We start from the raw sequence: 25,434 nt of genomic DNA, 5'->3' as shown, positions 1-25,434 counted from the left end.
ATAAGGCCAACCATGTTGACCTCTTTCATTGATTTTTACTCTGACACGTTTAATGAGCAAACACGGGAACTATGGTTTTTAAAGCATATGGCATGATCTTATCTTCTCTGTCATGACCTTTAATCACCACAATTAAATCAAGCTCTGCAATGGTGATGATGTATTGGCCCCCACCACCCCAAGCAAAATTGGCATTATAGCTTTTGCCTTTAACAGGTATATCCATTTGATAAATATAATACCCATACTGATAAGCTTTTGGGATCCACGCTTCAGCAGGTTGTACAATACCTCGGGTCCCCTTGTTTAAGTAGGCCATTGAAATAAGCTGCTCGCCCTGCCACTTACCTTTGTTGGCAAGCAAAGCGCCCCATTTAAGCATATCGCGCGACGTTAAACTCACACGCCAACCCGCTTCGGGCAAGCCACTGATGGCATTTTGCCAACGATAGTTGGTGATCCCCAGTTTATCCAACAACTCCTTTTTAATGAAACTCTGCGCAGTACCTGGCACCACAGCATCCAGTACTTGCATCACCAAGGTCGGATTAAAATTACCATATGAATAACGCTGAGACTCAGAATTAATAGGGGTACTGTGTTCAAGTAACGCTTGAACTTGCCCTTGACCTTTTAATTTGGCGGGCGTCCCCTCCAATACCTTCACTTGCTCGTCACTCACACGAATACCACCACGCATGGTGAGCGCTTTATGCAGGGTGATTTTTTCTGCCCCTGCAACGAGCTTAGTCGTATCTAGGTCTTTCAAAAAACTGACAAGCGGCTTGTCTAAGTCAGCCATGCTTAAATAGCCTAATTGAATTGCACGGCCTAGTGCCAAGCTGGTATAAGTTTTTGCTGCCGATGCCTGCCCTGCTGCCAAATTTACACGACCTCGTCGGTAGTAAGATTCAAACACCAGCTTACCTTTGTGACTAATTAACAAGCCGTCATAAAGACCGTATTTACCTTGCGCTATTTCTTCGGCTAACTTAATAATATTCTTTTTAGCCACTCTGTCCCCCAATTGCCCAACAGAAATACCCTCTTTTCTATCTTTTGGTGCCGCAGAAATATAGGCCTGCTTAAGATAAGGCAAATCCCAAAATGACAGTGATTTTTCCGCATTGGTTACCTCTGGTGCCACGCGACTTTCTGCCTTGGCGGTAGATATAAAAATACCATTACTCGCAACGCTGAGTAATGTCGTCATAACCAAGATTTTAATTGTTAGTTTACTGGCCATTCTATTTCCCTTTTTATTTACTGATACGTTGTTAATTGAACTTATTCAGTACGTTTGCCACTTGCCCCTGCTGTTGCCTATGGTCTACTAAGTAATACCTCACAAGAAACGGTTAATTCCATCTCTATTCCAGTTCAATCTAAAAATAAATATTTAATGATGAAATCAAAAAACATAATCTAACAGCCAGTTGAAAAATACTTGAGGTTGTAGTGACTTTTTACTGATGTCTCAAATGGAAAAATAAAACAATTAAAATTAACAACTTAAAAGCAACCACTTTAAATGCAAAACTGATTTATCTAATACCTAACATGATCAGAACGACAAAAAGTGTTTATTTATAACATCCTTATTTTTTTTATTTCTTCAGCCGTAATGCCCAGTGATTCTAGAAATCTTTGATGTTGCGTAGGTTTCATAGCCTCAAAACTGTGATGCCATGCGGCCATATCTTTGTCATCAAACCCAAGTGACACCATGATTTCTACCCAACGCGCTTTTGACACCACTTGCTCGTTTAACATGTCAGGTTCTTGAAGCATAACAACAATTGCTTGTTGTTGTTTTCTTAGTTTATCTATCTCCGCATCAATGTTTTTGAATTGATTTTTAAGTAGCTGAGGCTGCGCCTGCTCCCCCCCTTCCTCTAACAATGGCCTGATCTCAGCAACCGGTATACCAAAAGCACGATAAGCCACGATGCTTTTTAAACGCGTAAGTTCGTTATCACCATACCCCCGATAACCATTTTCAGTCCGGCATTTGGGCCTCAATAACCCCATTCGCTCATAATATAAAATGGTTGTTCGTGACACATTGCACTCTCTCGCTAATGCTGTGATTGTTAGCATAACGCCTCCTATTTATAGTTAACCTCAGCTGTGGATAAGCGAATTTGCCCAATAAAGCTATTTTTCTCACCCTCGACGTTGCTTTCATTTGTAATAGCCCGCTATTACTGCATAAAAGCGCCTTGGTATTGAACTAAATATCATCATTGCATTGTACGTAAGTTTGTTTTCAAAACATTCTCTATTCCAAAACCCTTATCCAAGCCTGAGGTTAGCGAGTAAGCTTAAAGTAGCGTAAATTATAAACATTCAATGGGTTTTATATCGGGCTCCATAACCTGTACTTTTGCCCGCTCACTGAATAAAACTTCCGGCGTGAAATATTGACGCAATACACCTGGCGTATCCAACACAATATCTTGATTATTCGCTATCACGCTTTGCCAAGATTTGTCATTGCAAGCCTCTAAACGAGTTGCTATTAGTGTCACCACTGCATTTGTCATTGTTATATTGAACTTACCTTTTGCACCCAAACTTTCGGCATACGCTTTTATACCATGACAGACTCGGTTTCTTGCTGTTACAAAGTCATACATACATAAGTAAATACAGGTTACCCGAATATGGCCTATATGGTTGAAATATACAGGTGCCAACGTTTGGCATTCAAATTGTTCTATAAATGCTTTATCATCTAAGCTTGCTTGTTCAATCATCATTTACCACCAACTCATTTCAAAAATTAACCGTCTCAAAAAACGAATAACCGATGATAAAGGCGATACCCGTAGACACGTCAACTGCGCGTTGTTTAAAACTCAAAAATAAGCGACAACTGCGCAAGCTATTATTGATTTTCAGCTTCAACAACAATCAAATCAAAAGTATAGGGGGCACTACGTCGGGCCATTCATTTATTTTCCCTATAATTGGCACGCTTTATTGCGTCGCTTTCGCATGTCAATTAGAGTGTGCTTAACGCCTGTTTTGCTTTATTGCTCAGCGCTTCTTTTCCCTGGCTTTTATAAAAATGATGTAACCTTTGCCAAGCTTGTTTGTGTTTCGGCATTTGTAGGGTAATACGCTCAAGTGCACGTATTGATAGTTGGGGGTAGGTCGCATCATGCTGCATGACAAACGCCATAATCAAAGCATGGTCGTCAATAGTAAAGTGATTGATGGCATCAGCTAATTGTTGTAACGCCACTTTTTGTACTTTAGCGTTATTCATCTTTACGGCAAGTTTACTCAGTTTATGCCAAGCAAAAGGTGAATAAGGATAAAGCTTGCTAAGTTGCTGCCAAGTGAATTGAGCTAACTCCAGTTTTCCTTGTGCTAAGAAGCGTTCACCCCATTGATTGATAAAATAATGCCTGAACCGCGGACTACCCGCTCGCCAAAGTTCAAATGCTAAAGGGAGCTGTTCTTGAGCCATTTTACTTTGCGCCATTTCACTATAAAAACTTTGGAGATCTGCCTTTTCGGCAGAGAGCGTATATTGACGACGAATCGAAATAAAACGCTCTGATAGTTCGGCTTTACTTAAGTTTAACTGACTCAAATAATCAACCACCGCATAATCTTTATAACGATAACGCAAGCCATCACTCAAGGCGACAGGGAGGATTGATTGATGCGAGTGCTCAGCAATAATCTGTTGTTTAAATACGGTGCCATCTAAATTTTTCGTATTGAAGAATTGCGTGTCAGCCAAATGTCCTTGCTCTTGGAACAGTGTAACCTTTGCTTTTTTATCATCTAATTTAGCTAGGCTATTAGCGATATTTTGCACATAAGATACATCAGGGAAAACGGCTGAGATTGCATAGAGTTGATCATAATGACTTTGTAAATTTACACTATTGCTCAGCAAGTATGCGCCACCATATGAATAGGCAAACAGATGGCGTTCTCTGGTTTTATATTTTTGACTGATAAAATCTGGTAACTCTGAAGTAATAAATTGGGTAAGCTGTTCCGCTTGGTTAAATAGTAGTGAATACCAACTGTCATGGTTTATCAACACTATGATAGTATTTGGGATCTGGTTATACCCTTCTAGTTGGCGAATTCGATGCAGCACATCATCAGAGAAATCACCTGCATAAAAGTCATGGGTGTTGAGTACATAAATTATCGGATAGCGTTTTGTATTCGAAAACTCTGTTGGCAAACTTACCTGTACGGTTTGCGATTGCTTGAGTGCAAGAGAAGAGATTTTATACTCAATTAAACTTTCAGCATGAGCGCTGTAACTACCTATCAAAACGATAATGCTCAACAGTGGTAACAATAATTTATGCACAAGGGTTTACTCTTTTCTTTTTGGTATTTTCACATTAAATGTTTAGATAGAAATTACTAGCGATAAAGCTGATTTCTCGTTGATTTCTCCCTGATTTTTACTAATTGCAAACACTCAAATTGGGGAAAGTGGTGCTTTTTCAGCAATAATTCTAGCGCCAAGTTCATATGCAATGAAATACCTATCACATTAGCAAAACAAGCTTATTTCGCTTATCGCTTCATTTTTTAATTATTCATAACAAAAGCTTACATGCTTTGATAATTCTTATGCAGCGGCGTCATGTAATGCCATGAAATATCCATATTTCAACTTTACTGCTACATTCATTTCCTCAGCTGAAGCTTTTCAGCATGATGAGTGAGCCCTGTTGAACATTTTTAACCGGTGCTTTTTATATGCCGTAGTTAATATATCTAAAGGATATAAATATGAACTATTCTCTTCACCCTTCCGTTGGCGTCGCCAGATTAGGCAATAGCGAAGGTCAATTCTATTTAGCACCCGAACAAATTGGTGGTTTGCCCTTTGAAGCCGATGAATGGGGCAACAAAATCGATAGCCCAGTACATCAATTTAAGGATCAGGAAGGACGGATCCGCAGACAAGGCCAGCCATTTAAAATTATTGATGAAGACAATAACGAGCTCACTTTAGCAAGTGATAATGTCAAAGCGATCACATGGACTGTGCACATTGCGAATAAAAAGGCGGCTTGGTACGAATTTAATGAGTTGCAAGGTAATCTGTTATTTGGTGAAGAGAACAGCTACAGTAATCGAGGTACACCATGGCGCAACGCCAGTGAAACCAACCGTCGCAGTTTAATTATTGACCCTGGACCAAGAACAATCACAGGGCCCAATGCCAAAGCCATTTTTGATGACGTGAGCGCCTCCAACAATTACCCAGTCAGCTTTCCCCCAAAACCTTGTCAAGGGACTGAAATTAAGTCTTTGGGTAATATAATCACCGACAACGAAGGACGTTTAATTGTCATCGGAGGCTACGGTAATGCCGGTGGTAATGAACCCCTTGAGTCGTACGGTGGAGCTGACTCTTGGCATGATGATATTGCTGATGGCACAGTTTATTGCACCATCACTTTTAACGATGGCCAAGAGTTAAAGTTATCAGCATGGGTTATAGTCGGCTCTCCTGATTTTGCCCCAGAAATCGTTAATATTTCCAACTTAAGCGACACCATGTTCGACGTGGCTATCCGTGAACAAAACCTATGTGCTGAAATGTATAGCAATGGCGAATTTCAACCGTCATATCAAGCTAATTACTATCGTGATATTGAGCCAATAATACAGCGAATTAGTCGCTATCAATGGGTATCAAACGTACAATCTATGTCGGCATTCGTCTCTAATATTTTTGATTTCAAAGACAACTCCGAAGAAAATCAAGCCAACAGGTCTGCCTATTTCAACTATTTTAGAAAACCGGTCAACCCTGCTACTGTGCAACAAACACCGCCAATTGAGCAAACCAATCAACAGCTGTTTGAACATGGGATTGAAGGTCACCTGCCATTAATGCCGGTTAACTCAGGTAGCAATTCGGTCAGTAATGCCGAAGATAATATTGTCGATAAGTTTCTCACCTTAACTCAGACGCAATATTTCTTATTAAGCCAATGGGCCAGTGGGAATTTCTCAAATGAAAAACCACTGCCAACCACGTCAGCACAAGATAGTTTTGGTGTATTTCATGCTGACCAAGGCAGTGTTGGTAATTGTGTCGGCTTGCCAATGTGCCCAGGTATCGAAGTAACTTGGAGCATGCAGAACCCCGTGATTTACGCCGCACCGTATGTCATTAAAGATCAAAGTATAGGGAGTGGTTTCCCTAATGGTTTAGACCCAGAGCGTGATGAGTGTGAAGGTGGCGGGTGCCAACCTGGTGATTTAACCAAACGCATGGCTTGTCCATGGCAGGCTGACTTTTTCAACTGTACCATTCAAAATGTGAATTTCACTGACCCAACAGTCAATAAAGTGAATGAAGGTACGGCTGAAGAGCCAAGTATGGTCCCTCTTGCGCCAACTTATTACAGTTACTGGTGGCCACCTCAAAGTCCGTGGGACGTATTGACCAATCAAGTGGACGATCAGTCAGCCACCCACTTGCCTGCTGGTCAACAAGTAAACTATGCCCGTGGCATTAACAGTTTTGTACAAATGGTAGAGCATTGGCCTGCGCTTGGGTTTATTCGTAATCAAAATGCGAGCGAACCCAACTTTCCATTTTTTACTGAAAGTGAACGTAATCACCAATTGTTTGCTTATAAGGACGTGCCAGTTTCAGACATTACTGGTAACCCACAAGATAATGGCACTGATATCCCTGTTTTTTACATCCCTGATGATGTTAAAAGCCACCTTTCTTCAGGCTGCTCAAAAGCAAAAGCCTTACTTAAAGGTATGGAAGAAAAAATGTCTGCTCCCATCACAGCCAAACCGGCTGGTAGAGCAGTACCTCGCAGTGGTACTCGTACAAGACGGTAATATAAAATGATACATGCACACGAATGTGATGTGCTGGTTGTTGGCGCTGGTCCCGCAGGGGCCAGCACCGCATTAAACTTGCTTAATCACACCAAATTATCCGTTACATTAGTCGAAAGCTCGGATTTACAAAGGCTGCGAGTAGGAGAGAGCGTCTCAGAGAGCATTTTTTCAATATTGGACTATTTACGCCTGCCAAAGTCTCATTTTGGCACCAGCTGTTTTACGCCAACCCAAGGTAATAGTGCTTTTTGGGGCAGCGATAAATCCGCTAATCGGCATGCTATTTTTGCACCAGACAGAGCAACTTTTCAGATTAACCGCGAGGTATTTGACTTAACCCTCCTTGAAACCGTGCTGAATCGTGGTGGCACTGTATTTCCTCGAACTAAACACAAAGCGGTCACTCAATTGCAAGATGGTCGTTATGTGGTTGAAGTGAATCATCCAGAGCATGGAAAGTTTACAATAACGTGCAATTATCTGGTGGATGCTTCAGGACGAAATTCATCATTAAGTAAATCATTAGGTGCGTCTGTTACACAACACGATAGACTCACTGGCGTTGGGGCTTTTTATAAATCTGACTCGACCTCATTTGAACAAATTCAGCTTATCGAAAGTGACGAGTATGGTTGGTGGTATAGTGCCGCATTGTCCGATCAGATGGTTGTCGTTACCTACTTTAGCGACTTTGAATTAATCTCAAAAATGAAGTTAAATCGTCAATCACAGTGGCAACAGCACCTCAAACACAGCAAATATATGTCAAAAAGAGTCGAGGGGGCACATTTTATTGATGATAACCTTTGGATCAGACCCGCCGGTACGCACTTTAATCAATTTAGTCACATAAAAAACTATTTACCTGTAGGAGATGCCGCATGCGCATTTGACCCTATTTCCTCTATGGGTCTGGGTTTTGCCATGACCTCGGGATGCCAAGTAGCAACCATCATCGGCAACGCAACAAGCCCTACTAATTTTAATGAAAATAGTCATATATATCAGCAAGATTTAGCCCGGCAATTTGAGGAATATTTAGGTTTAAAGCAGCACTTTTATCACAAAGAGCAACGCTGGAATGACGCCCCCTTTTGGGCGAAACGCCAGCAGCACGTGCACCAAGTGGCGTAGTCTGCATCCACATTTCACGACCAAAAAGCGGCTATCATTAGCCGCTCAAAAGAGATCAAAAATCAAAATACATGAAGCTGAAGTATTCGGCCCCTACTAGCGCCTTTTTATATTTTTTCACATTGGCGCGTATCAACAGATATTTTAGTTATATGTTTACCATCGGAGTCAACATAAGCGTAATTCACCTCCGTGTTATTTTGTACGAATGAAGCCATATCTGGTTTAGTACACACCGTATTAAAGATCTTTTTCGTCATCAAATCCCTAAACGCTTGAACATTGATTTCATTTACCGATGAAGTAACTATCGTATAATTGTATGTAAACGTGTTCATAAAAGCGAATGTAGAGTCAATCCTTGTCTCTGCATCTAACATCATAGGCAAACTACTATTTATTTGATTTGCAGCAAGCTTTAGTTCTTCTGGCCAACCCCCACCATTTGATGTAGAACTACATGCTGATAAAGTTGTGGCTAATATAATTGATGTAAATAATTTAAGTTTCATAATCTCTTAAAAAGCATGCTATTGAGTAAGTTATCAAAGGCAATTGTTGCGTTTCGTATACCCAATAAACACGATCAAAAGCATGCATATGGCATTAGTACCGATTTTTTCGGAAAGAATACTCTATTTAAGCTATATCAACAATATCTGCCATTTATATTTTATAAAAAATAAAAATGAAAGACTTCTGACCTGTTAGTTCTACCCCATTTTAAACGCGCCTTTTTATTCTTAAATTTACTATTTTTCTAGTTGCTTTAAAACATCCACAACAGCACTAAAAACGCGTTTATTGGCAAGTCCAATATTTTGATTTACTACCGAACCGTATGCGCCAAAACGTGCGACCACAAGTTGTTTAGAAGGGATAATAATCACATACTGACCACGATGACCTCGAAGAGATACGGTATCTTTTGGCAATTTAGGTAGCCAAAACTGCAAATCATTAAGCCAAAGCTGTGCACCGTAATGTTTTGATACACCGGGTGACATCATAACCTCTGTAAGCCAAGATTCAGGCACGACCTGTTGATCACCCCAACGACCTTGATTGATAAATAACTCACCAATTTTTAGCCAATCATGAATGGTCAAAAACATACGAGCGCCACCTCGAAAGTTACCTGCTTCGTCAAACTCTACGACGGCATTATTGATCCCTAAAGGTTTAAATAGGTGTGATTGGTATAGATCATTCACCGTTTGAAAGCTTCCTCCTGAGGCTGCTTTTATTGCTGAACTAAGCAATTGCGTGGTCCCCGTCGCATATTCAAACCGACTGCCTGGCGTATACTCTTTCCCTAATGCCGATACATATTCAACTGAGTTACCATGGTAATACCACATCGGTGCCAAATCTTCATAACCATGAATGTCTGGCGTTTCGGCCCATTTGACGCCTGAACTCATATTAAGCAGGTTCTTAATGGTCATGCCATGCTGGCCAAAAGACACCGTTTGGTTGAGCGCTAACTTACCTTGATCTATCAAAACGCCGGTCATTAATGCGGTGAGCGTTTTAGCCATTGACCAACTCAGTACTCGGGTGTCGCCATGATGGTGGTCATCATATTGCTCTGCGACCAACTTTCCTTTGTGCATTACGGCAACGGCAAATGTGTTATCACTCCACGCGTAATCATATTGATTCGTCTTAAAAAACTTATCTAGCGTAAGATTTGAATTAACCGCCTTATCAATCGGCGCACTCGGTGAAGCTTCTGGCGTATTCACATGGGCGGTTTGTGCCCGTAATTGCTCTTTTGTTAAATCAAATAACAAAGTACACCCAAAGCCCTCTCTATAAACGGATGTTCGCGTTATTATTTCATTATCAATCTCTGCTGAAAGAGTAACCACATGATTACTAGTATCGACGTGTATTTGGGTGTCATCTGGTAAGGTTGCCAATGCTTCCAGGATCACCCGGCTTTTTATAAAATCGACGGGCTCATCCGAGATAAAGTGTCGCGAGCATAATTGGTTTGCACTGTATCCTAGTAATACTTGTGGGTCCGAATTGCAGCCACTGAGTAGCGCTACACATAACCCCCCGGTTAATAAACCTGTTTTATTGTTCATAATGGTCCTGTTTTAGTTTGTTGCTTTATTAAACAAGACGAAACTATCGACAATAAATTAGGGCAGCTAAAAGCGCTTAACATCAAAAGGGTCAGAATATCAAAAGGGTCAGAATATCAAAAGGGTCAGAATATCAAAAGGGTCAGAATATCAAAAGGGTCAGAGTTGTTGATAGCCAACTTATTGGCTACCACCTTTTAATCTCAAGGTCATCACACGTGATAATTTGCTCAGGTATGAGGCAATAAAAAAGGCGTGCATCTGTTTGTCGCACACCTTTAATCCATAAACTCCATTGATAATATTAACACGCACTTTATGCCGCACACTGTAAACTCAGCCCCATACCACTCGTTTGGTAAAAATACAGCTTAAAATTGGCCTGTTAATATTAATGAAAACCTAGGCGCACGTTCATTATCACGCCGCTCTTGTCTTAAAAAATCACTGTCAGTAAACAATGCTGTATGACGTGCTTTATTTACTGTGTACCTATCACTCAGTAAATTGTCACCTTTTAAACGCAGTTTTAGGTTCTTCGTCATTTGGTAATCAATAAAGGCATTTGCTGTGATTTTGGTGTCAACATTACCTTGGTAATCATAGTAATAAAATTCATAACGGCTCTTATCTTCAAGCGTTAAACTTAACGATAGCCCAGGTAAAATGTCATTTTGGTTGAGCTTTACACGCCATTCATTTTTACTCACTCTTTCAATCGGCCCTCGCTCCCCAGTAAAAGGGTGTACCACGTCACTCTCTCGCCATGTATAGTTGGCACTGACCAAGGTATTATTTAGTCCAAGCGCTTCTAACCCAAAATTTGTTTCTAATTTAACGCCGTACTCTTTAGCCCTGTCAATGTTGCCGTCACCCGATCGCTTCGCTAATAACACCTCATTAATTAAATCACTGACTTTATGATAATAAGGCGTGACGGTAAAACTACCATTGGTGTTTTGCCACTGCTTTTCAAAAGCGAATGAAAGCTCATCACGTACTTCGGGTTTTAAATCTGGGTTCGCTTCTTCTAATCGAGATTCATAGCTGTCAAACCAGGGCACAAAGTCTTTCAGTTCAAGCTGACTCACCGTTCGTTGATAATTAAAACGCATTTGATAAATCTCATTTAAATCATACCTTAGGTTCAAACGTGGCTTAAGGTAATTAAACGTGCGAGAAGTATCACTTTGTGCGTTGTGTAATGTGTCGCTCACTAACAGTAAGTCAGTCGCAACGTCTATGGTGGAGCGCTCATATATCAATGATGATTGCAGGTTAAGCGCAGCAGACATTGCAAAATTATAATTACTAAAGGCTTCGTAACGGGTTTCTTTAATATCATTCAACTCCGTAGAGCGGTAAGTAACGCCTGATTGACGAATAAACTGTAAATCTTCATTGAGTTCATTTATCGCGACTTCAAAACCCGAATCAAAAGTATGACGTGTATTCAATTTATAGCGCCAATTGGTACGTAAGACATTTTCCTTTGAGGTATATATGCGCGGCAATGTGTAGTCAGGAAGCAGTATATTGCCGCCTTTAGATACACTGTGCCAAATTTTATCGTCTGAGTCCGCTCGATTACTGATGAACAGTAATTTTAATTGATGATCATCATTATACTCATGGCTGATATCTCCACTAATTTCCCATTTATCTCTGGCCCAATCATAAACTAAGGCCTTATGCTCTTGTGTGTTCTTCACTAAGTATTCACCGTCATTGCTGATGGTTGCGTCGACTTTAATTTTTTCGTAAATACCATTGAGCTGCATTGAGGTTTTATCAGAGTATACATATTCTAATTTGGCTGATAACTGACTTGTTGTGTAGATGTTGTCACGCACCCGAGTATTTGTTTGTGTATGAACTTGATCAACAGAGGTAAAATACTCACTTGAACTTATTTCTGTAGGATTCACTGAGTGGCTCATACCCAGTCTATATTTAAAATTGTCGATACTTGCGCTATACGTCAATGACCCCCTTGAATAGGGTTTAATATCAGCCGTTTTGACTGTCCCCAATGTCCATAAAATAGAGGGTTCTATGTCTTTTTTAAGAACCACATTAATCACTAACCCGTTACTTTGTACATCTAAATCAGACCGAGTACCACGGATCAGTTCAATATAATCAACGTCCTGTGCTTGAATACTATCCAACTCTTTAGCAAGGCTATTCTCTTTTCCCGACATTCGCTTACTATTTATTAAAATTTGCTCACCCGCAGAACCAAAACCGCGATTTTCTGACGTGTCGTTCAGTGCGTTTAAAAGACTATTTGCACCCGGCGTATTTTCTAAAATATCGTATAATGTTTGCGGGTCTAACGCCATAAAAGTACGAGCCTCATATCTGTCGATATTGGCTACAGATTCATTTGCAGCGCTGACGTTTGAAAAACCAATCAAAGTACAAGAACCGCCCATTAAAACACAACTTAAAATTGCTTGGCGTAGAGCCGATCGCTTAAATAATAGAGGAGGTTGAATATCACTGTTTATCATTGTTAGTACCCTGTCATTAAGTTCAGGGCATCTTAGCCAGTAAACCGCGCGTCAAGTAGGCACAAAAAGTAAAAACAACGCTATAAAACTTTTACAAAACTTTGCATTTTAGCTATTAACAATAATGATATAGTCTCCATAAGTAAGCCAAAGAATTGAAAAATAATATGAATATAAAACCCTCTCTGCTTATTATCGAAGACGAGCCAAGTATACTGCGTGGTCTTACCGATCTTTTTGTATTTCATGGGTTTGACGTTAAAAGTGAAATGGATGGTAGAAAAGGGCTCTCTCGCGCTTTAGCACAGAAGTACAGTTGCATTATTTTAGATGTGATGCTGCCATCGATGAATGGTTTTGAAATATGCAATGCAATCAGGCAACACTCTCAGGTACAACCTGTTTTAATGTTAACTGCAAAAAATGCTGAAGAAGATATCATTAACGGCCTGACGTTAGGCGCTGATGATTATTTAGCTAAACCATTTTCTACATCCGAGTTAGTATTAAGAGTCACAGCATTAATAAGGCGCTCTGGATTATCTGGTAATGACCATACTCTCGCCATTGGTAAACATGTGCGTATTTGTACGCAAAAACTAACAGGGTGCTCATATGAGCAAGAGATGCGCTATACCCGCCGAGAAGTCAGTATTTTGATTTACTTAAACCAGCAAAAATCCCCTGTATCACGCGATGAATTATTAAGAGAAGTGTGGGGATATAAATCAACTGAACATATCGATACGCGCACAGTGGATATACATATCGCTAAAATACGTAAAAAAATTGAAAGCGACCCTAAAATCCCTGAGCATTTAGTGACGCTAAGAGGCGAAGGGTATCAGCTATTTAGCTGTCAGTCATAATATGAAACACCTCCTCTCAAATACCCGTTTATTAAGTTATCCGCAGCGCGTAAGTAGGCTTCGCTACCTTACTGGTCTTTTTTTGCTTCTATTATTAGCCCCTATCAGCGTCGTACTTTACAAAGGATATCATCAATTTGAAAAAGATCTTTTAACCGAATATCAAAGTAAAACAGCAAAGATAACGTCACAACTAAATCTCAAATTATTTAAACGCGTCGTATTTGATAATGCCTTAAACACACGCACCTTTGATTATTATCAGCATATTTACAACCCTGATAACAAACAAGTGAGTCGAATTAGGTCTCCGCTTTCAAACCCTGAATATAATGCGCGCTATGTCGGCCTCATCGGTTACTTTCAACTAGATAAAAATGGGCAATTCAATAGCCCAGTTTGGCCTAACATCGTCAATGGTGCCAAAGGGTTAAAAGTAGAAGAGCATGATGGGCTTGAGTCGAAAACACGAAAAATCCTCGCTTTAAAGCTCTATCAAGTAACATCCAAGTCAACCGAGTTAAAAGCCCTCATTGAAAACAACTTATCGGCTAACAATGAGAAGTTTCTTTTATTATCCGATGTACCAGGATACCTTGTTTTTTATCGTATTGTATTCGTGAATGATGTCAAAAAATTACAAGGCTACGTCATCGACGTAAATGCCTATTTAAACAACCAAATTGAACGGATACTCAAAACCGTGCAATTTAAAAGTACGATCACAGTCACCGTACAGCCTGAACAAACGAGTTCGGATAAAACTTATTTTATTTATGACAGCAAACCCCATGGTCAAGCCGTCATCACCCAAACCAAATTGCTACACGCACCATTAAATCAATTGACCATCAATAGCCACGAACTACGGTGGCCTTTTAAAAGTTATCAGCTCACATATTCAACGGCAAAACTCACGCTCCCTTCTGCGGCGATATATAGCCTTGGATTAATGGCGTTGTTACTGTGTGGTATTATACTGGGCAGTTTTGGCTTTTATCGTTTGGGTATCAAACAGCTTAAGCTCGCAGAGCAACGTCTCAACTTTGTGTCTTCGGTAAGCCATGAACTCAAGACACCATTAACATCCATTCGCATGTATTCTGAAATGCTAAAATCAGGGATGGTGCCCTCAGAAGAATACAAATCTGAGTATTACGAATTCATCCACAGTGAGAGTGAACGCTTATCTCGTTTAATTGACAACATACTGCAGCTTTCAAAACTCAACCAACCACAACACAGTGTGAATGCACACTATACCAAGCTCAGTATTTTAACGGATATCATCCAGTCAAAAGTATCGTCGTTATTGCTAAACAGCCATTTTCAGCTAAACATTTCAAGTGACTTCGAAAAACCAGAAGGTGTACTTTTACTCATTGACTTAGATGCATTTTCACAGGTTGTGATCAACATCACTGATAACGCAGTAAAGTTTTTTGATAGTGACACTATCGAAGATGAACAACGCAAAAAAGTCGATTTCAACTTTACAGCAAACGCTAAAGATAAAGACTATATCGTGATGGAAATTCGTGATTATGGTAATGGTATTAGTGCGGAACAAGAAAGTAAAATCTTTGAATTATTTTATCGCGGAGGCAGTGAATTAACACGCTCAACCCAAGGTACAGGGATAGGGCTTGCGCTGGTCAACGAGCTTGTATTAGCACAACAAGGCACCATTGAAGTAGATCGCATGTCGCCGGGCCTATCGATGAAAATACGCTTTAAATGCAAGTTCCAATAGCTGATGAGTTAAAAGTACATTGTGATACGACCTAAATGAGTTACGTACTCAGCTCTACATAGAGCAAAAGGCATTGCGACTATAACCGCAATTAGCGCAACGACTGCGGTTAAAGCATCGAAGGGGGTAATCAGAGCGGGGCTTAACTTCGCCCCTCTCGACAAGAAAAATGATTTAATACCTAAACTGACACCACTACTTTTCCCATTGCTTGACCGCTTGCAAGTCGAGTATGTGCCTTACCGACATCTTCTAAACTAAAATATTGTTCATCAACAATAGGGGTTAATTTACCGGCATCTACAACCTCTGCAATTTTAGCCAAAATCTCACCGTGGCGTTCACGTTTGTGATTATAAAGCATTGGGATCAGCATAAAGACAACATGTAAAGATAACCCTTTAAAATGCGCTGTCGTCAGGTCTATTTCGGCCATAGACACAGTCGTAGCAACTTGCCCATTTAATGCAGCTGCTTCAAATGAATTAAGCAGATTCGCGCCGCCAATAGAGTCATACACTACATCAAAGCCTGCACCATCAGTATACGTAGCAACATAATCAGTCACTGATTCGGTTTTATAATTAATGGCCGTCCCCCCCAACTTTTTAATGAGTTCAGACTGAGCATGGCCACTGCAAGTAGCATAAACTTCACCACCAAAATAGCGCGCCAATTGTAACGCTATATGGCCTACGCCGCCAGCTCCACCATGCACCAGTACTTTCTGATTTTGGCTAACGCCAGCACGTATAAGTCCTTCAAACGCGGTAATGCCGACTAACGGTATAGCGGCCGCTTCACGCATTGAAATTGTTTTAGGCTTGTGAGCAATTAGCTTTGTATCAGCAAGCATATACTCCGCTAACGCTCCTTGTAAGTCTGCTAAGCCACCAGCACAACCATATACTTCATCACCAACAGAGAAACCTGTTACACCTGCTCCGACAGATTCCACGACACCAGCAAAGTCCATCCCTAATACGCCAGGTAATGAAGGTGATAAGGGGGCTAAATCCTCCCCCATTTGGCGGATCATTGTATCAACCGTATTCACACTCGTTGCGGCCACTTTTATTACCACGTGCCCAGCTGTCGCTTCTGGTTTTATTAATTCAGACGCTGTAAATACTTCAGTACCGCCAAACGCGTTAATTGTCATTGCTTTCATTATTATTTCCCCTGTATTGGATTGGGTAAAGTATATTTACAAAACACATTCTTGATAATACACTCATAAAATTAATCAGTTTTTACTTTTTATTAATAATGAGTGACGACAATGAATAATGAACACTTAAGGCTTTTTGTGAGAATAGCGGTGACTCACAACATCAGTATGGCGGGCAGCGAGCTGGGGTTATCTGCACCTGTTGCAAGTATGCATATCAATAAACTTGAAGAAGCGTTAGGGGTAAAGCTGATACATAGAACCACCCGAAAAGTGTCTTTAACAGAAGAAGGCCGTGAGTTTTTACCTCATGCTGAAGCAGTATTGAATGCCGTTGATAGTGCGAAAGCGTCTGTTGGTGCAGGCAGTTTCACCCCTCAGGGTACCATCAGAGTTGCAGCGCCATCATCCTTTGCACGAATGCATATAGTCCCTGCATTAAATGGTTTTGTAAAACAATATCCAGAGTTAAAAATTGATTTACGCCAAAGTGATAGCATCGTTGATATGGTGGAAGGCGGTTTTGATATTGCCATCAGAAATGCGTCATTGAATGACTCGACCTTAGTCGCACGAAAGCTCACACGCGATCATCGAATTGTGTGTGCATCCCCGGATTATATTAAAGAATATGGTGAACCCAGCACACCTCAAGATCTACTAAATCATCAGTGTATTAACTTTATAGGGATTGACAGCTGGCTTTTTAATACACCTGACGGACTCAAAAAAATCAAACCCAAAGGCGCAATACGCATTGATAATGGTGAATCAACCAGAGATGCTTGTATGAACGGCGCAGGCTTAACTTTATGCTCTATTTGGTGCGCTTATAAAGCACTTAAAACAGGAGAGCTTGTGCAAGTCTTAAAAGAGTATCCAGTAGAGTCTGACACCGCTATTTGGGCTGTGTACCCAAGTTCACGCTTGTTGGCCCCTAAAGTCCGAGCATTTATTGATTACTTTAAAGCATATTATGGTGACATACCTTACTGGGAAGCGTGAAAGCCTAAAAAGCAGACCTCAGTAAAAAAGTCTGCTTTTCATCACAACCAATCAGGTTTTACTGTCAAGATGCAGCCGCTTAATTGTGTCTTTATGTGCTGGAAGTTCGTTTATCAATGAATGGTTCTCTCCTAACATAGTAACGCCTTAATGACATAAGATTGAACACAAAGCAGCCTAGTTAACGTGAATTGACGTAACATGTGCAATCATTACCGCATACTCAGATTAGCAAACGGGTTTGTCGCCGATAATGCCATTTTTGATGAAAAGGCTTTATAAAAATAATGACATAAAGATAGTGCGCTCTATGCCATTATTGTCGTCGCCCCTAGAGCGCTGGATTTTTTGCTGTCCACGCTTTATCTAGCGCCATTAAGTTTTCGTTATGATCTAACTTCATCAATTCCTCTAAATGTTCATGATGCTTTTGATATAACACGATGTACTTTTCTTCTTCGCATCGCAGTTTGTATAGCTCCGGCATCATTTCAACGTCTTTCTTATAAAAAATTTGCTTAAAACGATGTACTTCATATGGGTCAACACCAAGCTGTTTCATCGCTGCTTGCCCCATATTTAAAGCCGTGCCTAATGTCTCGCGATAGATATGTTCAATATCTAAGTCCATAAATTCAAATGCGGCTTCTCGATCATGGGCGTTCACGACTATTTTTAACTGCGGATAATGTTTTTTTGCCAGCGCAACAAGTTGTTTTGCAGACTCGGTATCACCTAATGTAATCACCAGTAACTCTGCCGTGGCAGCCCCTGCCGACTCCAACAAATCAAGCCTTGTGGCATCACCATAATATACCTCAAAGCCTAACTTTCTCAGAAGGCTGACATTATTAGCATCATGATCAAGGATGACAGGCTTTATACCCGCTGATATTAAAAACCTTCCTATATCAGTCCCTAAGCGACCAAATCCAGCCAATATAACTTTATGATCCCCTTTTTCAATAACGTCTTTCGTTGCTTCTACTGGCTTCTGATTTGGTTTGTGAGACATTTTTTCATGAATAACAAACATAACAGGCGCCAAAAACATAGAAATAGCCACCGCTGAAATCAAAGGTTCAATAACCTCAATGGATAACACACCACTTGTTTTAGTCAGTTGAAACAACACAAAGGCAAATTCGCCTCCTTGTGCCAATGCAATAGCAAACAGCGGCCGCTCTTGTTTACTAATTTTAAATACAACACTCACGAGTAATAATACCAATCCTTTTATGGCCATTAACCCACAAGTTAAACCCAGTATTAATAAAAAACTGTCACTGATCAGTGTAAAGTTAAGACTCGCACCAATTGAAATGAAGAATATACCCAATAATAAGCCCTTAAATGGCTCAATGTCGCTTTCTAATTCATGGCGAAACTCACTATCCGCAAGTACCACCCCTGCCAAAAATGCACCTAGTGCGGGTGATAACCCGACCGTCATCATCAGAAGTGACGTCCCTATAACCAGTCCTAACGCCGCAGCGACGAAGATTTCTCTTACACCCGTGTTAGCAATGGTTCTAAAAATTGGTCGACAGGCAAACTTACCCGCCATAAGCACGAATACAATAGCCGAAATAGTCACCAATATTTGTATGTAATTAGGTAGTGTACTGATATCAAATAGCACCGAATCATGGTGAGCACCACCAGATATCGTGAGCGTGGCAAGCAAAGGGAGAATGGCTAGCATGGGGATTACGGCCAAATCTTGAAATAACAACACCGCAAATACCGACTGACCAGCCTCAGTTTTCATTTTGCCTTTCTCTTGCAAGGTTTGCAGTACAATCGCTGTTGAAGACAATGATAAAATAAGTCCTATGGCGAGTGCTTGTTGCCAAGGTAGAAAAACAACAGCGACACCCCAAATGAACACGCTGCTGATCAGCACCTGTGCCCCACCAAACCCTAAAATCGGTGTTCGAAGCTGCCATAACAGCGAGGGTTTGAGTTCAAGCCCAACCAAAAATAACATCATTACCACACCAAACTCAGTGAAGTGCATGATTGCTTCAACATCATGAATTAACGCAGCACCAAAAGGCCCAATGACAATACCCGCCATCAGATAGCCCAGCACAGAGCCAAGTCCGAGCTTCTTTGCAATCGGCACTGATATGGCCGCGGCCACCAAAAAGATAAACAACTGCAGTAAAAACGCTTCCATACTATTCGCTCCGACTAACTGAATGGTTGTTATTCAAAACCTCTTGCTGTGTTAGCACCTCTAAATCGAGTAACGAATCTCGTAAAGCAATGAGTGTGCGCTTATACTCTGCTGAATAACTATGTATTTCTTCTGGTTCTAAGCCCTGATGCACACCAGTCACCACAAAAGGTGGCAACCAAGTTAAGCGGCATAATTTGGCGGTTGCTCTATAGGGTGCTGTAAGCTCTTTTAAAGTGAATTCGTTGTAACCGCCTTTTTGATAGGTACTCGCATCGCCACCGGTGGTGATCGCCTGAAAAAACACTTTACCTGCCAATGCTTTTCCTTCATTGCCATATGCCCATCCATGCTCCAGCACCAAGTCTAACCACTCTTTCATAATTGCGGGTGTTGAATACCAATAAAAAGGGTGTTGGAAAATAATAATGTCATGCGCTTCACATAAGCCTTGCTCTCGTTTTATATCGATCATGAAATCTGGATAGTTGGCATACAGGTCATTCACCGTTACATGCTCAATGTTTTCAACTGCATTGCGCAATGCGATATTAATATTTGACCGCGACTTTGCAGGATGAGCAAAATTTATCAGAATTTTCTTCATGGCTCTTCTTTCCTCTCAACGTACACCTATTTGCGAGTTGCGGTTATTTTTAACCCAATGAATGGATAATACGCTCAATTGTTTGTGTAATTTTAGTTATTTTAGTTGAGTTAAGCGCATCTTGATGAGGCGATGTAAACTGGCCCACGTCATTATCGTAATAAAGCCCAGACGCATCAGAGAACTCTTCCGATAACGCCGCTTTCACCAATATATCGGCGCCTATTTGCAAGTTTCCGCCCGTCACACCATACGCTTGTTCAACCATTTTACTGCCTAAAAAAGACTTCGGATTAATTGCGACAATGACAGGGCCACTTTCTCCAAGCGACATGGCTAACTGACGCGTCCACATAGTCAAAGCCAGTTTACTTTTCGCGTAAACAGCACTATCTGATAATGAACTTGGTGTGCATAACTCCTCAGCAAAAAGAGAGGACTGCGCCGCTGAGGATACATTAATGACACGCCCAGTGTTATCAAGCAGTGCCAAAAGAGCGTGTGTCAGGATGTAAGGTGCAATGGTATTCACCATAAAACGAACGTCAAGCCCATCGGGAGACACTTTTTCAGGGACAATAAACACCCCCGCATTATTAATCACCGTATCGAGCCTTTGATGTTCTTGTTTTATTTTAACAACAAGCGCTTGCACATCACGTATACTCGATAAATCAGCTTGATACGTAAAAATATCTTCTGCTTTAGTCAATTCACTCAGTCGCTTTGTTGCATCTGCAAGCTTTGAACAACTGCGACCATGCAGCAATACCCTATGCCCCAACTTCACAAGTGACTTAGCTGTTGCTAAACCAATCCCGTCGGTAGAGCCTGTTATTAGAATTGTTTTTTTCATCATCGAATTCCTCAAGTGCATTACTTATCAATCTGTAATTAATAAATATAGGGGCTCATCGCCCCTATATTTTAATTAACCTCTACCCACTAATCTAAGAATACTCTCCTCACCTGATCGGTATCGCCATATTCTTTGATAGCGTCAATTTTTCCGTCAGAAATCGTGAATAAATAGTGATAAAGGTTATTGTAATCGCGACCATTTTTTAGCTTAGCTGAAGATTCGACTTCGACCGCAACGCGCCCATCTGCAATCGTCCACGCCGTGGGGGTCATATTTAAACGGCCTGCAACTTGTGCTCGAACACTTTGCATCAGTTCAGTAATTCCCGCTTTATCCATTTCTCCAGAGACTGGCAAACCACCTTGCTGTCCCATCATTTTCCAAACAACTTGGTCATCAAGCAGTGCCAGTAAGCCTTCAATGTCTGAGTTAACAAATCGCATAAAAAAGTCACTAACCAGCTGCAGGTGAGTCTGTCTATGCATTATTTTATGTCCTGAACATTCATCACTAACTCGTTCCAGTTACGCTGGTTTTCCATGTCATGCTCCAATCCTTGTTCATCAGCTATGCTAAAACGCTTAACCGCAGGGGTTTTACTGGTGGCTTGGTAAAGCCAGTATGCTTCTGCTTTTAGCGCTTCATCAATGGGTTTATCAATAGACTCATACACCGCTTGTTTACAAGCATTGATAGATTCAGCAGGAAATTTAGCGATACGTTTCGCAAGCGTATCAACATATTCACCAATTTGATCTGGCTCAAGTGCTTTATTGATGGTGCCATAAGCTTCTGCCTCATCAGCATCAAAATCACGGGCGCTTAAAATAATCTCTAATGCGCGACCCAAGCCAGTTTGACGTGCCATGCGTGATGCACCACCTCCACATGGCAAAATACCCATGCCCACTTCCATCTGCATAAATTTAAACTTGCCACGTGCGGCAAAACGCATATCTAATGCAAGCGCTAATTCATGACCACCACCGCGAGCAAAACCTTCAAGCTTAGCAATGGTTGCTTGAGGGACTTTACTGATCCGCTCACACACAGACTGTAAATCTAAAAGCGCCACTTCGTCGCGAGATACGGCCTCAGTCGACATATCCTTTAATAATTCAGTATCATAATGACAAACCCACACTTCAGGGTTAGCTGATTGAAAAACCACGACTTTGGTATTGCGGTCACGCTCTAATCGCATTGCCAAACTATTTAAGTCTGCAAGCATTTCCTGACCTTGTACATTGACAGTACCAAAGTCGAAAGTCACCGTAAGAACGCCGTCTCGTTGTTGTGTTTTAAATGTCTGAAAACCTGAATACTTCATAATATACTCTCCAACCAATCTATTGTTTTAAGAGCTTAGTATCGTTATGTTTACTCAAGCTCACGTAGGGGGAAGTGTGCAATTTGCAGTGATAAGCTCACTCTCAATTTGCTATAAGCCATACTAGAACACTTGCATTTACTTGATAATGCCAGTAATTAAACAATCAGTTTTAATATTTATTAAATAATAAAATCTAGATAACCTCAGGTTTGGATAAGGGTTTTGGAATAGAAAGTGTTTTGAAAACACACTTACGTACAGTCCAATGATGATATTTTGTTCAATATCAAGGCGCTTTTATGCAGTAATAGCAGGCTATTACAAATAAAAGCAACGCCGAGAGTGAGAAAAATAGCTTTATTGGGCAAATTCGCTTATCCAGAGCTGAGGTTAGATAAAACCCAATAGCTAACCCGAACGAGACACTGCTGCCAACCAATAAAGGGCTACTGAGGAGGTGGCTGTTGATAATCAAAAAGCACAAATACACGCGTCACTGAACAGTGGGTCCTGAACTACGTCTGCAAGGTGACATGGTACCGCTGTGATTGTGCAAAGCTTCAGACCTAAGTTAGAAAAAAATTAATAATGGAGCTGTTTTTATAAACAAACTCTGATTTACATCAGGAGGGCCAAAATCAGGACTAGAACATCACCAACAATATACGCTAAAATGTTGTTTAATATAACTTTAATCAGAAATTCAATTACAAAGGAACGGTATGAACAAATATTATCTTATATTCGCTATGACAAGCACTTTTAGCTATGCAACCCCTCAATATATTGACCTCAAAGAAGATACGTCACTAAATGGGCAACTAGACCCATCATACACACTATCAAGTTCTGAACTATTGCGTATGCAAGGTGACTTCATACTCAAATCTGACAGTGAAGTGTCAAAAGGACAATATCAACATAATGATAATGTGATCGAGTTCACATCAACAAATGGGAATACCAAAAAACATTACCTCGGAAAACGCGTGATTGATGGGCTTTATAAAGGGACTTGGTACAGTAACGCTCTTGAGTCTGGCGACTTTGAACTTGCACTGCAATCGAATACTGGGTTGCATGGGCAATCATGTGACGACGTAAAAATTAAAGACCCATCTTCTCAATCTGGTATTCATGCTATTGAACTGACCGTTGATGGTAATCCAACGACAGCCAATGTGTATTGCAACATGGATATAGATCAAGGTGGCTGGACGCTCGTAAACACCCGAGAGAAGAATGGCCGCGAGTCGCATGCCCGTACTCAAGAACTAACGGATCCTAATGTTCAAAAAAACCATTATATTGATGCGGCAACGTGGCAAGCGCTCAAAACAAACGCAACACAGATCATGGTCACCGACGGCAATAATGACAATTATGTTGTGTTTGACTTTACACAGTTAGATACAGCTAATTGTCAGGTTTTAGTTGACGATCTTGTAAATACGCCTGTATTTCATGCTGAACCAGGGTGCACCTATAAAGGCTCTGACTATACCTATTTGAGTAACCCAAGTAACGGGATTTACTTCACAACCGTGTCAATTTACAATTTAGACTTTAAGCCTTCGAACCGCAATGGTAACTATGGCACGCTAAGCAGTGGCAAAATGTATTACGCTCCATTGAATATACAAATTTACATCCGATAAAAACTCAACGAGCTAAAACAAAAACCGTGGTTTTAGCCAAAAAAGGTTGTCATTATTTGCCAACCTTTTTATGTCCACTGTTAATTAATTTACAAATCTCTCATTATTGCTTATTGCCAACAAGTACTGCTCGTAAAGCAAAGTCAGCTTATGCACTGACGCGCAATTTAATGCGTTTACTTTGTTTAAAAATGTAGCGCGTTGATAAACACTTTCATACAGAAACCAACCATAAATTCGCTATATGATAAGCGTATTAAAACGACATATTAAGGACGTTTCGTATGACCACATGCCTATTTCGAATCAGAACAAACTTTGTTGTACCAACACTGTTAATTGCACTACTGAGTGCATGTGGTGGCAGCAACGAAAAAGCCATTGAAATTAAACCCGCCAAGATGGACCAAACAATTGAGCAGTATGCCATAGAGCAAAACTTTAGTGGCGCGATACTGATCGTTGAAAATGAACAGGTATTATTCAGTAAAGGCTTTAATAAAGTTAACCGAAACGATACAAAACTGATTGATGCAGATACCGTTTTCAGGCTAGCTTCAATCTCTAAACAGTTCACTGCTACGGGCATTATGATATTACAGGAGCAAGGGTTACTTAGTATTCAAGATACTCTTAATGTGTACCTACCTGATTTCCCCAACGGGGATAAAATACGTATTAAGCATCTACTGCAACACAGCGCAGGGCTAGCTAATTTTACTGCGCTAAGTACGTTTAAAGATATTAAAAACACACCGCATACTCCTGAGCAACTAATCGCCTTATTTAAAGACAGAGCACTTGAATTTAACTCTGGCTCCCAATATAAATACTCAAATTCAGGTTATATTGTATTGGGGCACTTAATTGAAAAGGTCAGTGGCATGACCTATCAAGACTTTATAAACACAGAGATATTCCATCCCTTGGAAATGGCACAAAGTGGCTATGGTAAAGATGAGTTAGGACAGAATAATATTGCTCAAGGCTACCTCCCAAGTGGTGCAAATATAACAAAATTGAGCATGACCGTACCCTTCGCCGCAGGCGCATTGGTTTCAAGTGCTAACGATTTACACAAGTGGGATCAATCATTCTACAACAACACATTACTGAACGAAGCAAGCCAAAAATCCATGTTCACTCCAGAGCTCGGCAGCGCTGGTCTTGGTTGGTTTATTACCCAATCTAATGGCGAATTACGATACGTACATTCTGGCGGAATAGACGGGTTTAGTACCTATATCGCCCGCTACCCAGAAAGTAAAAAACTCATTGTGGTGTTATCCAATGTACAAAACTTCCCCGCAGCAAAATTTAGTAACCAACTCAATAAAATAATCACGAACGATTAAACAACACAAGCAAAAGGGTCAGAGCT

General features: G+C 40.7%; 20 protein-coding genes. 7 read left to right on the top strand and 13 right to left on the bottom strand.

The genetic code is table 11. The features are described 5' to 3' along the window. Positions 1 to 49 precede the first annotated feature (49 nt). From J8L98_RS07535 to J8L98_RS07520, 4 genes are all read right to left on the bottom strand, one after another. Positions 50 to 1,246: a serine hydrolase gene (locus tag J8L98_RS07535; RefSeq protein WP_210995922.1), complete on the bottom strand. Its 1,197-nt coding sequence runs from the start codon at positions 1,244 to 1,246 to the stop codon at positions 50 to 52. A gap of 341 nt (positions 1,247 to 1,587) precedes the next feature. Then, positions 1,588 to 2,100, bottom strand: coding sequence for a MerR family transcriptional regulator (locus J8L98_RS07530; RefSeq protein ID WP_210995921.1), 513 nt, complete (start codon positions 2,098 to 2,100; stop codon positions 1,588 to 1,590). Positions 2,101 to 2,339: 239 nt separating this feature from the next. After that, positions 2,340 to 2,762 (bottom strand): hypothetical protein, encoded by a 423-nt coding sequence (locus J8L98_RS07525; protein ID WP_210995920.1) that lies wholly within the window; start codon positions 2,760 to 2,762, stop codon positions 2,340 to 2,342. Positions 2,763 to 3,007: 245 nt separating this feature from the next. Continuing rightward, positions 3,008 to 4,348: an alpha/beta hydrolase-fold protein gene (locus J8L98_RS07520; RefSeq protein WP_210995919.1), complete on the bottom strand. Its 1,341-nt coding sequence runs from the start codon at positions 4,346 to 4,348 to the stop codon at positions 3,008 to 3,010. A 431-nt stretch (positions 4,349 to 4,779) separates the two neighbouring features. Here J8L98_RS07520 and lodA point away from each other — a divergent pair, with 431 nt between their 5' ends. Together lodA and lodB are read left to right on the top strand one after the other, a co-directional pair. Beyond that, entirely contained in the window at positions 4,780 to 6,864 is a 2,085-nt protein-coding gene (gene lodA / locus J8L98_RS07515; protein WP_210995918.1) for a CTQ-dependent lysine 6-oxidase LodA, read from the top strand. 6 nt (positions 6,865 to 6,870) lie between these two features. Continuing rightward, positions 6,871 to 8,001, top strand: coding sequence for a lysine-epsilon-oxidase maturase LodB (lodB, locus tag J8L98_RS07510; protein ID WP_210995917.1), 1,131 nt, complete (start codon positions 6,871 to 6,873; stop codon positions 7,999 to 8,001). A 107-nt stretch (positions 8,002 to 8,108) separates the two neighbouring features. Here the strand turns inward: lodB and J8L98_RS07505 are convergent, their stop codons facing one another. The 3 genes from J8L98_RS07505 to J8L98_RS07495 form a co-directional block, all read right to left on the bottom strand. Further along, complete coding sequence (locus tag J8L98_RS07505; RefSeq protein ID WP_210995916.1) at positions 8,109 to 8,513, bottom strand: hypothetical protein; 405 nt, start codon at positions 8,511 to 8,513, stop codon at positions 8,109 to 8,111. A 240-nt stretch (positions 8,514 to 8,753) separates the two neighbouring features. Further along, a complete protein-coding gene (locus J8L98_RS07500; RefSeq protein WP_210995915.1) occupies positions 8,754 to 10,097 on the bottom strand; it encodes a serine hydrolase in 1,344 nt (447 codons plus the stop codon). Between the two features lie 371 nt (positions 10,098 to 10,468). Beyond that, a complete protein-coding gene (locus tag J8L98_RS07495) occupies positions 10,469 to 12,613 on the bottom strand; it encodes a TonB-dependent receptor (protein ID WP_210995914.1) in 2,145 nt (714 codons plus the stop codon). Between the two features lie 167 nt (positions 12,614 to 12,780). Here J8L98_RS07495 and J8L98_RS07490 point away from each other — a divergent pair, with 167 nt between their 5' ends. Further along, positions 12,781 to 13,482: a response regulator transcription factor gene (locus J8L98_RS07490; RefSeq protein ID WP_210995913.1), complete on the top strand. Its 702-nt coding sequence runs from the start codon at positions 12,781 to 12,783 to the stop codon at positions 13,480 to 13,482. An 82-nt stretch (positions 13,483 to 13,564) separates the two neighbouring features. Beyond that, the gene (locus J8L98_RS07485; RefSeq protein ID WP_210995912.1) at positions 13,565 to 15,235 is read left to right on the top strand and encodes a HAMP domain-containing sensor histidine kinase; all 1,671 of its coding nucleotides are present in this window, start codon (positions 13,565 to 13,567) and stop codon (positions 15,233 to 15,235) included. Between the two features lie 181 nt (positions 15,236 to 15,416). Here J8L98_RS07485 and J8L98_RS07480 read toward each other — a convergent pair whose 3' ends face one another. After that, the gene (locus J8L98_RS07480; RefSeq protein ID WP_210995911.1) at positions 15,417 to 16,406 is read right to left on the bottom strand and encodes a zinc-dependent alcohol dehydrogenase family protein; all 990 of its coding nucleotides are present in this window, start codon (positions 16,404 to 16,406) and stop codon (positions 15,417 to 15,419) included. Positions 16,407 to 16,517: 111 nt separating this feature from the next. Between J8L98_RS07480 and J8L98_RS07475 the strand changes: the two genes are divergently transcribed. Beyond that, the gene (locus J8L98_RS07475; RefSeq protein WP_210995910.1) at positions 16,518 to 17,411 is read left to right on the top strand and encodes a LysR family transcriptional regulator; all 894 of its coding nucleotides are present in this window, start codon (positions 16,518 to 16,520) and stop codon (positions 17,409 to 17,411) included. 331 nt (positions 17,412 to 17,742) lie between these two features. Here the strand turns inward: J8L98_RS07475 and J8L98_RS07470 are convergent, their stop codons facing one another. From J8L98_RS07470 to J8L98_RS07450, 5 genes are all read right to left on the bottom strand, one after another. Then, positions 17,743 to 19,593, bottom strand: coding sequence for a monovalent cation:proton antiporter-2 (CPA2) family protein (locus J8L98_RS07470; RefSeq protein ID WP_210995909.1), 1,851 nt, complete (start codon positions 19,591 to 19,593; stop codon positions 17,743 to 17,745). 1 nt (position 19,594) lies between these two features. Continuing rightward, positions 19,595 to 20,200 carry an NAD(P)H-dependent oxidoreductase gene (locus tag J8L98_RS07465; protein WP_210995908.1) on the bottom strand — a complete coding sequence of 202 codons (606 nt, stop codon included), beginning with the start codon at positions 20,198 to 20,200 and terminating at the stop codon, positions 19,595 to 19,597. Between the two features lie 49 nt (positions 20,201 to 20,249). Continuing rightward, complete coding sequence (locus J8L98_RS07460; RefSeq protein WP_210995992.1) at positions 20,250 to 21,056, bottom strand: SDR family NAD(P)-dependent oxidoreductase; 807 nt, start codon at positions 21,054 to 21,056, stop codon at positions 20,250 to 20,252. Positions 21,057 to 21,145: 89 nt separating this feature from the next. Next, positions 21,146 to 21,547: a nuclear transport factor 2 family protein gene (locus J8L98_RS07455; RefSeq protein WP_210995907.1), complete on the bottom strand. Its 402-nt coding sequence runs from the start codon at positions 21,545 to 21,547 to the stop codon at positions 21,146 to 21,148. Beyond that, positions 21,547 to 22,392 carry an enoyl-CoA hydratase/isomerase family protein gene (locus J8L98_RS07450; RefSeq protein ID WP_192506409.1) on the bottom strand — a complete coding sequence of 282 codons (846 nt, stop codon included), beginning with the start codon at positions 22,390 to 22,392 and terminating at the stop codon, positions 21,547 to 21,549. Before J8L98_RS07450 ends, J8L98_RS07455 begins: the two co-directional genes overlap by 1 nt. Positions 22,393 to 23,117: 725 nt before the next feature. On the opposite strand from J8L98_RS07450, the gene J8L98_RS07445 reads away from it, so the two are divergent. Next, on the top strand, positions 23,118 to 24,053 hold the full coding sequence (locus J8L98_RS07445; RefSeq protein ID WP_210995906.1) for a fibrinogen-like YCDxxxxGGGW domain-containing protein: 936 nt from the start codon (positions 23,118 to 23,120) through the stop codon (positions 24,051 to 24,053). 284 nt (positions 24,054 to 24,337) lie between these two features. Next, positions 24,338 to 25,408 carry a serine hydrolase domain-containing protein gene (locus J8L98_RS07440; RefSeq protein WP_210995905.1) on the top strand — a complete coding sequence of 357 codons (1,071 nt, stop codon included), beginning with the start codon at positions 24,338 to 24,340 and terminating at the stop codon, positions 25,406 to 25,408. The last annotated feature ends 26 nt before the right edge of the window (positions 25,409 to 25,434 follow it).

This window comes from Pseudoalteromonas sp. MMG013 (assembly GCF_018100885.1).
Lineage (GTDB): Bacteria > Pseudomonadota > Gammaproteobacteria > Enterobacterales > Alteromonadaceae > Pseudoalteromonas > Pseudoalteromonas aurantia.
This window is presented reverse-complemented; position numbering and strand designations above follow the sequence as displayed.